The sequence below is a fragment of the Rhodoligotrophos appendicifer genome, from assembly GCF_007474605.1.
GTDB lineage: Bacteria > Pseudomonadota > Alphaproteobacteria > Rhizobiales > Im1 > Rhodoligotrophos > Rhodoligotrophos appendicifer.
The window spans coordinates 65919-79632 of record NZ_VHKL01000008.1 but is presented as its reverse complement, the minus strand read 5'-3'; the positions used below and the strand labels follow the sequence as shown (position 1 = coordinate 79632).

12 protein-coding genes are annotated in these 13714 nt (G+C 60.7%); 10 read left to right on the top strand and 2 right to left on the bottom strand.

The window, feature by feature from the left end; translation table 11 throughout:
• The first annotated feature begins 17 nt into the window (after positions 1-17).
• The 10 genes from pal to FKM97_RS17845 all read left to right on the top strand — a co-directional run bounded on the left by pal (position 18) and on the right by FKM97_RS17845 (position 11126).
• On the top strand, positions 18-512 hold the full coding sequence (pal, locus tag FKM97_RS17890; RefSeq protein ID WP_144294017.1) for a peptidoglycan-associated lipoprotein Pal: 495 nt from the start codon (positions 18-20) through the stop codon (positions 510-512).
• A gap of 172 nt (positions 513-684) precedes the next feature.
• Positions 685-1869: a tol-pal system protein YbgF gene (gene ybgF / locus FKM97_RS17885; RefSeq protein WP_144293799.1), complete on the top strand. Its 1185-nt coding sequence runs from the start codon at positions 685-687 to the stop codon at positions 1867-1869.
• On the top strand, positions 1820-3172 hold the full coding sequence (tilS, locus tag FKM97_RS17880; RefSeq protein WP_144293798.1) for a tRNA lysidine(34) synthetase TilS: 1353 nt from the start codon (positions 1820-1822) through the stop codon (positions 3170-3172). The genes ybgF and tilS overlap by 50 nt, the downstream gene beginning before the upstream one ends.
• A gap of 140 nt (positions 3173-3312) precedes the next feature.
• Entirely contained in the window at positions 3313-5256 is a 1944-nt protein-coding gene (gene ftsH / locus FKM97_RS17875; RefSeq protein WP_144293797.1) for an ATP-dependent zinc metalloprotease FtsH, read from the top strand.
• A 45-nt stretch (positions 5257-5301) separates the two neighbouring features.
• On the top strand, positions 5302-6351 hold the full coding sequence (folP, locus tag FKM97_RS17870) for a dihydropteroate synthase (protein ID WP_205015161.1): 1050 nt from the start codon (positions 5302-5304) through the stop codon (positions 6349-6351).
• A gap of 25 nt (positions 6352-6376) precedes the next feature.
• Complete coding sequence (glmM, locus tag FKM97_RS17865; protein ID WP_144293796.1) at positions 6377-7732, top strand: phosphoglucosamine mutase; 1356 nt, start codon at positions 6377-6379, stop codon at positions 7730-7732.
• 269 nt (positions 7733-8001) lie between these two features.
• Complete coding sequence (locus FKM97_RS17860) at positions 8002-8688, top strand: outer membrane protein (RefSeq protein WP_144293795.1); 687 nt, start codon at positions 8002-8004, stop codon at positions 8686-8688.
• Positions 8689-8888: 200 nt separating this feature from the next.
• A complete protein-coding gene (locus tag FKM97_RS17855; protein ID WP_170240981.1) occupies positions 8889-9569 on the top strand; it encodes an outer membrane protein in 681 nt (226 codons plus the stop codon).
• 204 nt (positions 9570-9773) lie between these two features.
• On the top strand, positions 9774-10358 hold the full coding sequence (locus FKM97_RS17850) for an outer membrane protein (RefSeq protein ID WP_170240980.1): 585 nt from the start codon (positions 9774-9776) through the stop codon (positions 10356-10358).
• 201 nt (positions 10359-10559) lie between these two features.
• Positions 10560-11126 (top strand): outer membrane protein, encoded by a 567-nt coding sequence (locus FKM97_RS17845; protein ID WP_170240979.1) that lies wholly within the window; start codon positions 10560-10562, stop codon positions 11124-11126.
• Positions 11127-11235: 109 nt separating this feature from the next.
• On the opposite strand, the gene FKM97_RS17840 is transcribed toward FKM97_RS17845, so the two are convergent.
• Together FKM97_RS17840 and sdhA are read right to left on the bottom strand one after the other, a co-directional pair.
• Complete coding sequence (locus tag FKM97_RS17840) at positions 11236-11481, bottom strand: hypothetical protein (RefSeq protein WP_144293791.1); 246 nt, start codon at positions 11479-11481, stop codon at positions 11236-11238.
• Between the two features lie 425 nt (positions 11482-11906).
• Complete coding sequence (sdhA, locus tag FKM97_RS17830) at positions 11907-13700, bottom strand: succinate dehydrogenase flavoprotein subunit (RefSeq protein ID WP_144293790.1); 1794 nt, start codon at positions 13698-13700, stop codon at positions 11907-11909.
• Positions 13701-13714: the final 14 nt, after the last annotated feature.

Genomic DNA, 13714 nt, shown 5'->3' with positions numbered 1-13714 from the left:
GTGGGAATTGAGATATGATGCGTTGGATCGCAGCCTCAAAAGCTGCAGTTGTGTGCCTTGGATTGCTGGCCGTAGCGGCGTGTTCTAACAAGAACAATCCGGCGAACCCTTCTGCCGGTGGCATGGAGCAGGCGGTTCCAGGATCCGAGCGGGATTTCACCCTGAACGTGGGCGATCGCATCTTCTTCCCCAACGACGTGACCCAGCTGAGCGCGGAGAATATGGACACGCTCCGCCGCCAGGCCCAATGGCTCAAGCAATATCCAGGCGTGACGGTCCAGGTTGAGGGCCATGCCGACGAACGCGGCACGCGCGAGTACAATCTTGCCCTCTCTGCCCGCCGTGCGGCCAATGCGAAGCAGTTCCTGCTCGCCCAGGGCATAGCTCCTAACCGGGTCTCGACCATCTCATACGGCAAGGAACGGCCGGTCGCCCTCTGCGATGCCGAATCCTGCTGGGCACAGAATCGTCGTGCTGTGACCGTCATAATGTCGGGGGCCGTCTCCGGCTGAGGCGGTCCCACGGGCGCAGACGATCTTCAAGTCTGAGTGAAGTTTAGGCAGGCGGACAGGTTCTTGTCCGCCTGCCTTATTTTGTCCTTGAAAGACACTAAGGCTCCGATGGTTGTGGATCCACGCGCCGCAGGGTAGTCTGCGGCGATACGGACATCGTCAGGAGAACAGTGTGACAGCTCGGCATCTAGGCGTCCGCGGGCCAATTTTCGCGGCGGTGATCGCAGCGGCGTGGCTGCTGCCGGGCGCTGCGGCCCAGGCTCAATCCTACGATCCCAGCACGGCTGCTCAGCTTGGCATGCAGATGAACCAGCTGCAGGAGCAGATGCGTCAGCTTGTCGGCCAGATGCAGGAGACCGGCTACCGTCTTCAGACATTGGAAGAGCAGATGCGTCGTCTCCAGGACGACTCCAACTACCGGCTCCAGCAACTGGAGCAGGGCAAGGGTCGCTCCGGCAGTCGCAGTGAAACGGGCAATTCTCGTGTGGCCTCGATTCAGGGCGGCGGTGCCGCCGGGCAGTCATTGTCCCAGGCGGTCCCGTCCTATGGCGCCGAGGGAGGCCTCGAGCAGCTTGCATCCTCGGTGGTTCAGGACCCCAGCCTCGATCCTAGCCGCGCTTACGCTGCACCCGGGTCGAATGGTGCCGCGAGAGGCGCATCGGGACCCCAGGTGCTGGGCACGATACCGGCCGACGCCACTGAGGCGGGAGCATCGGGAACCGCTGGCGGTGGGCCCGTTTCGCTGACCACTGGCCTGCAGAAGAGCTACGGCACGGTTCAGGGGAATTACGGGTCGGCGGCACCGGCCTATAATGGTCAGGACGGCGCGTCGGCTAGCCTCGTGCCTGAAACGGTGGAAAGTTCGGAACTCAACGACAACGGTCTGGCCCCGCCGATTGCCGCCGCACCGGCGCAGCAGGGAACGGGCGGATCGGCTGGAGGCACGGCGGTTGCCGCGCTCACGACGTCCGGTGGGGGACCGGACCAGCTCTATGAAACCGCCTATGCCAGCTATGCAGGCAAGGATTATGCTGCGGCCGAGCAGGGCTTCAGGACGTTCCTGACCCAGTATGGTAAGAATCCCCTGGCGGGGAATGCTCAGTATTGGTTGGGCGAGACGTATTATGCGCAGGGTGATTTTAAGCAGGCTGCGGGTGAGTTTCTGAAGGGGTATCAAAGCTACAAGAAGGGCCGCAAGGCCCCGGATAGCCTGCTCAAGCTCGCCATGACCTTGAACAAGCTTGGCCAGAAGGAGCAGGCCTGTGCGGCCTTCGATCAAGTCAGCCGCGCCTTCCCGAGCTCCAAGGATGCGATCCGCCGCGCCACTCAAGAAAGCAAGAAGGCTGGCTGCGCCTGAGGCGGCCGACCTCCTTGGAGGGGTGGAGCGTCGCTTCGCTGAGCTGGCGGGCACATCGCATATTGCCCTCGCAGTGTCCGGAGGTCCCGACAGCCTCGCCATGCTGGCGCTGGTCGATGCCTGGCGTTCTCACAGGGATGACACAGCACCCCGGCTGACGGTCCTGACCGTGGACCACGGGCTGAGGCCCGAATCGGCTGCCGAAGCCTCGTCCGTCAAGAGGCAAGTGGAGGGGCGGGGGCTTGCGCATGTCACTCTACGATGGGAAGGACGCCGGGCTGGGGGCGGAGTGCAGGAGGCCGCCAGAGCGGCGCGCTATCAGCTGATGCTGGACTGGTGTGGGCAAAACGGCGCCAGCCATCTGCTGGTGGCGCACACCCGCGACGATCAGGCCGAAACGATCCTCATGCGCCTCGCCCATGGCAGCGGCGTCGATGGTCTTGCCGGCATGGCAGCATCCACGAACCGCGGCGCCGTCGTCATCTTGCGCCCCCTTCTTGATGTCTCCCGGGCGGGGCTCGGCCGAGTCCTGCAAGGAACCAAGCTGGTGGCAGCTTTGGATCCCAGCAATGATGACCCGAAATATGAGCGCGTGCGCATGCGCCGGCTTTTGCCTTGTATCGAGTCCGCCGGAGTGACGACGGCGGCGATTGCCAGAACCGCGCGACGCATGGCCGAGGCGTCCGCCGCTTTGGAGGAAGTGGCTGCCGGCATCATCGCGGCCTCCTGTAGTCTGCACGCCGGTGGCTTTGTCGTGATCGAGCCCGAAAAACTGGCCGTTGCGCCACGCGAAATCATCCGGAGAGTCCTCGAAAAGGCCCTCCGTGTCGTGGGAGGGCTGGATCATCCGCCGCGCCATGATGCGGTGATGGCGGTGGCGGATCAGCTCCGTGGCGGCGTGGAGATCGCAACCACCCTTGCCGGCTGCCGCCTCATGACCCGGCGCGGGCATCTTTTCGTGGCGCGCGAATGGGCGCGCATGGATCAAGCCTTGGTGCCCATCGTCCATGACCGCGTCTGGGACGGGCGCTTCCGGGTGGAAGGGCAACATGTCCCGGAGGCTATGATTGGTCCTGTGGGACCGGCAGGCTGGGTGGATCTTCGTCGCGCATTGGGACGAACAATCCCTTTCCCGGCCGAAATCGCGCGCACCCTGCCGGCGGTCTGGTGTCGGGGCAAAATCGCCGCGGTCCCCTATTTGTCCTGGGAAAGCACGGATTTTTCACTTACCCTGACCCTTCTCAGAACTGAACTTTTACAAACCGCCCGGTGCGTGAGCCGGCTCACCGGTGAGGTTTTGTAAAAGGCTTGGACGAAGTCGTGACGGGCCAGAATTGTTGCGCTTGGCAAAGTCAGCCCCTGTTCCTATGTTATGACGAGCCGGGCCGATAGGCGCGCGAGCGCGCATGCCTGTGGAGTCGGACCGACCTTACGAGGGTATCCGTGAACAATTTTCGAAACTTTGCTGTTTGGGTCATCATTGCCCTCCTGCTGTTCGCTCTGTTCCAGCTCTTCCAGAGCCCTGGCCAGCGGGCTTCCAGCAACGATGTCACCTATTCGCAGCTGCTCAACGACGTGGAAGCGGGCAAGGTTCGCGACGTCCAGATCGCTGGCGAAACGCTCACCGGGACCTATACGGACGGTCGCAGTTTTTCCACTCAGGCTCCCAATGATCCGAACCTGATCAAGGAATTGCGCGAGCGCAATGTCGGCATCAGCGTCAAAGCCCCTGCGGACGACAGTTTCCTTTTGAACGTGTTCATTTCCTGGTTCCCGATCCTGCTGATGATCGCGGTCTGGGTGTTCTTCATGCGCCAGATGCAGTCTGGCGGCGGCAAGGCCATGGGTTTCGGGAAATCCAAGGCGAAGCTGCTGACCGAACGCCATGGCCGCATCACCTTTGACGATGTCGCGGGCGTTGACGAGGCGAAGGAGGATCTCGAGGAGATCGTCGAGTTCCTGAAGGACCCGCACAAGTTCCAGCGGCTCGGGGGCCGGATCCCCAAGGGTGCGCTGCTGGTGGGCCCTCCGGGGACGGGTAAGACGTTGCTGGCCCGCGCGATTGCAGGCGAAGCGAATGTTCCCTTCTTCACCATCTCCGGCTCCGACTTCGTCGAAATGTTCGTGGGCGTTGGCGCGAGCCGCGTGCGGGACATGTTCGAGCAGGCGAAGAAGAATGCCCCCTGCATCATCTTCATCGACGAAATCGATGCCGTCGGCCGGCATCGTGGTGCAGGCCTCGGCGGTGGCAATGATGAGCGCGAGCAGACCCTGAACCAGCTCCTGGTCGAGATGGATGGTTTCGAGGCCAATGAGGGCGTGATCCTGGTCGCCGCCACCAACCGGCCTGACGTGCTGGATCCCGCTTTGCTGCGTCCCGGTCGCTTCGACCGCCAGATCGTTGTGCCGCGTCCTGACATTGTCGGCCGTGAGAAGATCATCAAGGTTCATATGCGCAACGTGCCTTTGGCTCCCGACGTGGATGCCAAGACGCTGGCCCGCGGAACCCCCGGCTTCTCGGGAGCCGATCTTGCCAATCTGGTGAATGAGGCAGCCCTCATGGCCGCGCGTCGCGGCAAGCGGCTGGTCACTCAGCTCGAATTCGAGGACGCCAAGGACAAGGTGCTCATGGGTGCCGAGCGCCGCTCGATGATGATGAGCGACGAGGAGAAGAAGCTGACGGCTTATCACGAGGGCGGTCACGCGCTCGTGGCCATGAACCTGCCGGCCTCCGACCCCGTCCACAAGGCGACCATCATTCCCCGTGGCCGCGCCTTGGGCATGGTCATGCGTCTTCCCGAGCGGGATCACCTGTCGGTGACGCGTGCGAAGTTCAAGGCCGATCTGGGCGTCGCCATGGGCGGTCGCGCGGCGGAGGAGCTGATCTTCGGCCACGAGAAGGTCACGTCCGGCGCATCCTCCGACATCAAGATGGCAACCCAGATGGCCCGTGCCATGGTCACTCAGTATGGAATGAGCGAGAAGCTCGGACCTTTGGCCTATGGCGACAACGAGGAAGAGGTGTTCCTCGGCCATTCCGTTGCCCGCACGCAGAACCTGTCTGAGGAGACCCAGCGGATCGTCGATGCGGAGATCTTCAAGCTGGTGGATGAAGGCCACAAGCTGGCGAAGGACATTCTCGAAAAGAACATCGATCAGCTGCATATCGTGGCGAATGGCTTGCTCGAATACGAGACCTTGTCCGGAGATGAGATCAAAAATCTGCTCAATGGCAGGCCGCCGGTAAGAGACACCACCATCAAGGAGGATCCCTTGCCTCCGAAATCCGCCGTCCCCTCCGCCGGCTCCGGCCGTCGTGGAGACGCGCCCACCGGCGATATGAAGCCTCAGCCGCAGGCTGGAGGCGCTGCACATCGGACGAGGTGAAGCCGGAGACTTGTTCTCCGGCTTTCCATATTTCGGGAGGCGCAATTGGCCGAAGTCTATCTGAGGCCCATGGGCATTCTGCACGGCGCCGAAGCTCGGGCCGCCATCGCGAGCGGAGTGGCGGTGCCCCTCGCGGGGGGACCAGCAGCCTTTAGTCTGGCCCAAATCTTGGCGCGCGACGAAGCCAAGAACAAGGTCATCGAGATTGGCGGGCTGACATCAACGTCGGACGCGATTTTGAAAGAGCGGTTGCAGGCCCTTATGGCCCCGCGCGCGCCTGTGGCAGGTCTGGATTTTTCGCGGCCGCTTGTCATGGGCATCGTCAACGTGACGCCCGACAGTTTCTCCGATGGGGGCGAGTTTGCCGACAGTGCCGAGGCGATTCGGCAGGGCAGGGCTCTCGCCGCGGCCGGCGCCGACATCCTCGACATCGGAGGAGAATCGACCCGGCCCTTTTCGCAGGGCACGGATCTCGATGAGGAGCGGCAGCGGGTGATCCCCGTGATCGAAGCTCTGCGCGACACGGGCGTGCCGATCTCGATTGATACGCGGAAATCCTCCATGATGATCGAGGCTGTGAGCGCCGGTGCAGCCATCGTGAACGACGTCTCCGCCCTCACTTATGATGCAGCTTCTCCCGATGCGGTCGCGCGCCTCCAGGTTCCGGTGATCCTCATGCACAGTCAGGGGCCGCCGGAGACCATGCAGGTCGATCCCACTTACGAGCACGTCCTCCTCGATGTCTATGACAGCCTGGCCGGACATATCGCGCGGGCCGAAGAGGCCGGCATTAACCGTGGCACCATTATTGCTGATCCCGGTATAGGTTTTGGCAAGACGCACCTGCACAATATGCAGCTGATGGCTGGCCTGAGCCTTTTTCACGGCTTGGGCGTCCCCTTGCTTCTCGGCGCGTCGCGCAAAGGCTTCATCGGAACCATCACCGGGGAGAAGGAGGCGCGACACCGTATATCGGGCTCCGTCTCCGCGGCCATGGCGGGGATGCAGCAAGGGATCCAGATGGTTCGGGTTCACGACGTGCGCGAAACGGTGCAGGCGCTCGCGGTTTGGTTTAGACTGAATGACCCGCGATAGAACAGGATCAGGCACGGGGGGCAGAATGCGCAAATATTTCGGGACGGACGGGATAAGAGGTCAAGCCAACGCATGGCCGATGGATGCAGAGACGGCGCTGAAAGTCGGCATGGCGGCAGGTCGTCTCTTTACCCGCGACGAGAACAGCCACCGGGTCGTAATCGGCAAGGACACTCGGCTGTCCGGCTACATGATCGAATCGGCGCTGGTCGCAGGCTTCCTCTCTGTGGGGATGAACGTCTTCCAGTTCGGTCCGTTGCCCACCCCGGCCGTCGCCATGCTCACCCGTTCGCTGCGCGCCGATCTCGGCGTTATGATCTCCGCCTCCCACAACCCCTTCGCCGACAACGGCATCAAGTTGTTCGGACCCGATGGCTACAAGCTCTCGGATGAGCAGGAACTCGAAATCGAGCGCATGATCGAAGAGGGGGTGGGGGAGAAGGCGGCATCCGACAAGGTGGGCCGTGCCAAGCGCATCGAGGATGCTCAGGCGCGCTACATCGAATTCGCCAAGCGCACCTTCCCTAAGGATCTCCGCCTCGAGGGGATCCGGGTCGTTGTCGACTGCGCCAATGGTGCAGCCTACAAGGTCGCGCCCGCTGCCCTCTGGGAGCTGGGTGCTGAAGTGTTTCCCCTCGGGGTTGAGCCGGACGGCTTGAACGTCAACGACAAATGTGGCTCGACAGCACCCGAGCGGCTTTGCGAACGGGTAAGGGAGCTGCGGGCGGATGTCGGAATCGCATTGGATGGCGATGCCGACCGGGTGATCCTCGTCGATGAGAAGGGCCAGATCATCGATGGCGACCAGGTCTTGGCGCTGATCGCCGAGAGCTGGTCCAGCGCCGGCAGGTTGCGCGGCTCCGGCGTAGTGGCGACCGTCATGTCGAATCTTGGCCTCGAGCGCTATCTGAACGGGATCGGCCTCGATCTCATTCGCACGAAGGTCGGCGACCGCTATGTGGTGGAGTGCATGCGCCGCGACGGCTTTAACATTGGTGGCGAGCAATCGGGACACATCGTGCTCAATGATTTCACCACGACGGGCGATGGACTGATCGCGGCCCTTCAAGTGCTCGGCGTGGTCGTGGCGAGCGGCCGTCCCGTGAGTGAGGTCTGCGCTCGCTTCCAGAAGGTGCCGCAACTCCTGAAGAGCGTGCGTTACTCCAATGGCAATCCGCTGGAAGCCTCCGTTGTAAAGGCCGCGATCGATGCGGGCACGGAGCGGCTGGGGTCCAGCGGCCGCGTCGTCATTCGCGCCTCGGGGACGGAACCCGTCATTCGGGTTATGGCGGAGGGTGACGACGAGACGATCGTGCGCGCCGTGGTCGATGAGATTACCAGTGTCGTGAAGCAGACGGCTGCGACTGCCGCAGCTGCCTGAATCCAGTCAATCACCGACAGTCTGAGCAGGGCCCGGGCACTCGACCGGGCCCTTTTTCGTGGCGGCATCCCACCCGTCGCACCCTCAAAACCACCGGCACATGGTTAAGGCATTATTAATCTTTATGGTTAATAAAACTTATACAAGTGATCAATCGAGCGGGGGCGCTCAATTGGCGATGCATCGAGTTGGCTTACGCGCCACGGCGGGACCTTGGCGCGCTGGGCTCATGCAACCGAATCAGGGTCTGGCGAGCGAGGGGACAGCGTATGTTAGGTAAGGTGACAGGGGCCGTTTTGGGTGCAGGCGTGGTGTTGGTCTCGAGCGCCGGTCTTTCTTGGGCCGCCGACTTGCTCCCCGCACCGGTTCCGGAACCCGTTGTTGATGCCAGCTGCCTCTATCTCCGGATCGATGGCGGAGGCAGCTTTCACGAACGCCCGAATGTCTACAAAAATCACGGCAAGTACGGCAAGAGCAAGGCTTATGGAGAGAAGCTGAAGGATGGAGGCTTCATCGAGGGTGGCGTTGGCTGCCAATTCACCTCCATGTTCCGTGCCGATATAACCGGCGGCTATCACTTCGGCACCGGCTTGAAGGACAAGTACAACAGTCTCGATGCGGAGCTTTCGACGGCCACCATCTTTGCCAATGGCTATGTCGACTTCGATATGTTCACGGATTTCGTGACGCCTTACATTGGCGGTGGTGTCGGTGTGGCCTTCCACGACATCTCTGACGTGAAGAGGCCGCCACTTTCGAGCTCAGGGTCGAACACTCAGTTTGCTTGGAACGTCCAGGCGGGCCTGGTCTTCGACGTCACCGAAAACATCGCCTTGGATGTCGGCTATCGCTATTTGGACCTGGGCGATGCAAAGTCCGGCGGACCCGACCCATTCCACGTGGACAATGTGGTCTCCCACGAAGCGCGCATCGGTCTGCGCTATAGCTTCAACTGATCAAAGCAGGAATTGCAGCACAGTCCTGACAACGAGCGCGTCGGGATTGTGCTGCTCCGGAACGATCGTCTCGATGCGGCCTCAATCGGTCTGGAGGCCGGCGCATTGACGTCGTGAGCCGATCACGTTTCCGCTCTTAGCATCCCGGATTAGCCTTGCGTTCTTTCCTTCCGGAAAGGCGCAGATCCGGGAGCCATATTTTGTCAGTTCACAATTCTCTTTTTGCGGCATGCCTTGCCGCTGCGTCAGCCGTCACGGGTGCCGCCGCCGCCGATCTGCCTCCGCGCTCCGTCTCAAGCTCTTTGGAGCCCGCTTGGACGGACACAGAATCGGAGCCGGTGCAGAGTGGCTTTTACGTCCGCGGTGATTTCGGTGGGTCATGGGCCCACGTGGCGATCAAGCCGAACCTCGAATCGGACATCGACAATTTCATCTTCGGAGGCGGTGTCGGCTATCGTGTCAACCGTAACTTCCGAATGGACGCCACAGCCGAATATGGCGGTGGCTACAACATGCAGAGGAAACATCTGCCGAAACTGTCGACGGGTCACTACAACCGCTACAGCTTTCAACCAATTACGGTCATGGGCAATGCCTATGTCGAGGTTCCGGTCACCGCCGTGCTGAGCCCTTACCTCGGCATGGGGGCCGGCTATTCTGTCTTTTCCCACGAAACCCAGAACTTCAAAGGCCCCCATCCCCTGGAGGCTCAGATGAAGACCGACGGCGGCTTCACCTGGGCGGCCATGGCTGGTGTTGGGATCAGTGTCACTGAGCAGTTCGGCTTTGATCTGGGCTACCGGTATCGCCAGATCCTGGTGGAGGGGCCGTGGGACTTCAATGATCATTCCCTTCGCGCCGGGCTCCGCTACACCTTTTGAGCACGGGCCGGCTTCGGGGAGGTCAGCTGATTAAGGCCCGGTTAACCGTGCGGGCAACAAAGCCGAGCTGCGACATCGTAGGACAGATTGCTTCGGATTTTAGCCTCATTTGAGCAGTCTAACGAATGGGAGATGGAACGTTGCCTCAAATGGGACGTTCCCGATCCTGTGAGTAGAGTGCGTGCGTACGCAAGGAGGGAAATCGTGAAGTACAATCTGACAGCAGCCATGCTCGGACTGGCCGCTCTGGCTGGCACCTCCGGTCATGTCCTGGCCGCAGATCTGGCCCAGCCTTATATTCCGCCGCAAGTGGTTCCCGAGACGGTCTATGTGGATGAGACCGGCTGGTATCTCCGTGGCGACATCGGTTGGTCCTTTCTCGATTCGGACATCGGTCGGAAGAACGACAATGCCTTCACCGGAGGCGCTGGTGTGGGCTATCGGTTCAGCAACAATTTCCGTGGCGATGTGACGGCGGACTATTCCGGAAACTACAATGTCGGCGGAAACAAGCTGGATGCTTGGACGCTGCTCGGCAACGCCTATGTCGATATTCCCATCAGCGATACCGTGGTGCCCTATCTCGGAGCGGGCGCCGGCTATGGCTGGTATGATGGCACGCATGGCTATAGCGAGGACGGATTCACCGTCGCCGCCATGGCGGGTGTCGGCTTCAAGGTCAGTGAGAATATGACCCTGGACGTAGGCTATCGCTTCCGCGATGGCTTTATTGATGGGCCGAATTTCTATGATCACTCCGTCAGGGCGGGCTTGCGGGTCGGCTTCTGACAGAAAAAGACCGGGTCTAATGAGAGGCGGCATCACGGATGCCGCCTTTTTCTTTGCTCCAGGCTTGTAGCATCCCAGTCACAGAGCTCTCCTTTCAACCTAAAGGATATGTTTCACTATTTAAGCAATTTTTAAGTGTGTTAGGGTTGTGCCATCGACACGGAAATGACGGGCTACCGCCTGACCGGAGGAGAGGCAAACATGAAGTACTTACGGTTTCTCGGGGCCGCGGCAGTCCTATATGCCGCCATCGCTACGGCCTCGGCGGCCGATCTTGTTCCCATCGAGCCGCCGGTGGCTCCGCCGCTGCCGGTTTATGACCCGGGATTTTATCTTCGCGGTGACATCGGCTGGTCCTTTATGGACACGAAGTTCCTTGAAAATGACGACAATCTCACGGTGGGGGTCGGCGTCGGCTACAATTTCACGGAGATTTTCAGGGCGGATCTGACCGGCGACTACTCTGGATCCTATGACATCGGTCTTCCGGACGACATGAATGTCTGGACCGTCTTAGGCAACGCCTATGTCGGGGTTCCGATCATCGAAGAAGTAACCCCGTATGTGGGACTGGGTGTTGGCTGGGGGTGGCTCGACGCGGGATCTGCAGAAGATGATGGGTTCGCCTTAGCGCTTCATGCGGGCTTCAGCTTCGCTGTCTTGGACAATCTTGACCTCGATATCGGCTATCGCTTCCGCGATATCATGGTCACCGGCGCGGACTTTAAGGATCATTCTCTGCGGGCAGGCTTCCGAATCGGTTTTTGACGACCGCGCGACCGGGGGCGCTTGGGGAGGGTCGGGCATGCGCAAGCATGCTCGGCCCTTTGCCGATTTGTCTGAACTTGACGTGCACGCGGAAGTCAGGACTTCTGCTCTAGTCGACAGCCCAGCGCTCGACCAGCTGTTCGACGCTGCGGAAGGTTTCCACGCCTCCGCTTTCGAGTGCAACGGTTGTGGGTTGTGCCGGTGTAATGCGGCCGAACCGCAAATGACTGTGCTCTATTGCCCAGGGTTGACTCTTCACGCGCAGCACGGACAGCGGCCAGCGGTCTGAGTCTCTGATCATCTCAACATGCCGTGCTATGCGATCATATTTGGTTTCGTCGGACCAGGCGTTCATGGGAATCGTCCTCCACCAGCGTGAGCACGCTTTCTCCGGGTCTGGTCAGTCCCAAACCCGGTCGGGCGCACCACCGATTTTGTTCTTCGAGGAGTTTTGGTTCGTGATGAGACTCAGCCAGACCGCTTGGGTAGGCTCCTTCGAGAGATATACGCCAGTAAAGCGGGCCTTGAGCCATCTCTTCGCTCCTTGAGCAATCCCATGATCAGGTCACATCGTTAATTTTGAGTTTAAATTCATCGTCGACGTGCCACAGTTCTCTCCCCCTTGCGCCACTGAGGCTTTGCTGTGTCCCGTGAGGAATATTTGAACACCTTCGCCTCCGGCATCCGATTGCTCTGGATGTTCGCCATGGCCGCGACCAGAGCCGGAGGGAGATGCGCCTTTCGTGACGGCGCCATAGGCAACTCAGCTTACTCGGGGCATCAATACAAACGCGCAGCCGGCGGGATCGACGCGACATCGTTGGACAGTGGCGTAAGATGTACGGGGCGGTATCCGATGCGGCAGCGATTATGCGCGTCAAGCCAGCAATAGGTATGCTTTAACCAATTCCGATCATCACGCTTTGGGAAATCTTCGCGCGCGTGAGAGCCCCGACTCTCGGTGCGTTCGATGGCCGAGCGAAGGCTAACGATCGCCTGGCTGATCATATTGTCGAGTTCGAGCGCCTCAACGAATTCGCTGTTGAAGATCATCGAACGGTCCGTGAGGCGAAGGTCATCCCGAAGTCGAGCGGCAACTTCGCCGAGTTTGCTTGCACCCTCCTCCAACAGCGGTCCATCCCGAAAGACTGCGCAGTGTCGCTGCATTATGAGTTGCATGTCCAGGCGCATGCTTCCAACATCGCTCTGACCAGATGCCCAGCGGATGCGGTCAAAGCGCGTGAGAGCCCGCTCGGTGGCCTCCGGCGGAATGGGCGCGTGCTTCTCGCCGGCAGTGACGCTTGTCGCTGCCCTGAGTGCCGCCGCTCGGCCAAACACTATGATGTCGAGAAGAGAGTTGGAGCCGAGGCGGTTTGCGCCGTGAACAGAGACACAAGCGGTTTCACCAATGGCCATGAGACCCGAGACGACGGCCTTGTCGTCGCCATCGCTCCTGGTTACCACCTCACCGTGAAGGTTGGTCGGCACACCGCCCATATTGTAGTGGACGGTGGGCAGCACCGGGATGGGGTCCCGGGTCACATCCACCCCGGCAAAGACCTTCGCGGTCTCGCTAATCCCTGGCAAGCGGCTATGGAGCAGGCCTGCCCCAAGGTGCTCAAGGTGAAGGAGGATGTGATCCTTCTTCGGCCCGCATCCTCGACCTTCGTTTATTTCGATCGTCATGGCACGACAAACGACATCGCGCCCAGCCAGATCCCTGGCACTGGGCGCGTAGCGCTCCATGAACCTTTCACCCTCGGCATTGGTCAAGTATCCACCCTCGCCTCGCGCGCCCTCCGTGACCAGGCAGCCGGAGCCATATATGCCGGTGGGATGGAACTGCGTGAATTCCATGTCTTCCAGAGGCAAGCCAGCGCGTAGCGCCATGGCGTTGCCGTCGCCAGTGCAGCTATGGGCGGCTGTGCAGGAGAAGTAAACGCGACCATATCCGCCCGTTGCGAGAATGGTTTTATGGGCATGAAAGCGGTGGAGGGTTCCTGCTTCGAGGCTTAAGGCGATCAGGCCGAGGCAACCGCCTGCATCGTCCATGAGCAGGTCCAGCGCTACATATTCTACGAAGAACTCGGTACGGAGTTCGAGACACCGTTGATAAAGAGCATGAAGAATGGCGTGCCCGGTGCGATCCGCAGCCGCACAGGTTCTCTGAGCCATCGTCTTTCCGTAATCAAGGGTTTGCCCACCGAACGGACGCTGGTAAATCCGCCCGTCTTCCGTTCGAGAGAAAGGCACTCCGAAATGCTCAAGTTCGAGCACAGCAGGGCCGGCCTCGCGGCACATATATTCTATGGCATCCTGATCGCCGAGCCAGTCGGACCCTTTAACGGTATCGTACATGTGGAATAGCCAGTGATCGCCATCCTCCATATTACCGAGAGATGCGGCCATACCCCCTTGAGCCGCCACGGTATGGCTGCGGGTGGGGAAAAGCTTGGTGACGCAGGCCGTTTTCAAACCTGAGGCGGCCATTCCCACGGCGGCACGCAACCCCGCCCCGCCTGCGCCAACAATCACCACGTCATGAAAGTGATCAGTTATCTCATAGTGACCCATTTCTGCGCACCTGT

Coding starts and splice junctions, on each gene's coding strand:
- pal (WP_144294017.1), top strand. CDS start 18: ATGCGTTGGATCGCAGCCTCAAAAGCTGCAGTTGTGTGCCTTGGATTG.
- tilS (WP_144293798.1), top strand. CDS start 1,820: ATGCGATCCGCCGCGCCACTCAAGAAAGCAAGAAGGCTGGCTGCGCCT.
- glmM (WP_144293796.1), top strand. CDS start 6,377: ATGCGCAAATATTTCGGGACGGACGGGATAAGAGGTCAAGCCAACGCA.
- FKM97_RS17860 (WP_144293795.1), top strand. CDS start 8,002: ATGTTAGGTAAGGTGACAGGGGCCGTTTTGGGTGCAGGCGTGGTGTTG.
- FKM97_RS17845 (WP_170240979.1), top strand. CDS start 10,560: ATGAAGTACTTACGGTTTCTCGGGGCCGCGGCAGTCCTATATGCCGCC.
- FKM97_RS17840 (WP_144293791.1), bottom strand. CDS start 11,481: ATGAACGCCTGGTCCGACGAAACCAAATATGATCGCATAGCACGGCAT.
- sdhA (WP_144293790.1), bottom strand. CDS start 13,700: ATGGGTCACTATGAGATAACTGATCACTTTCATGACGTGGTGATTGTT.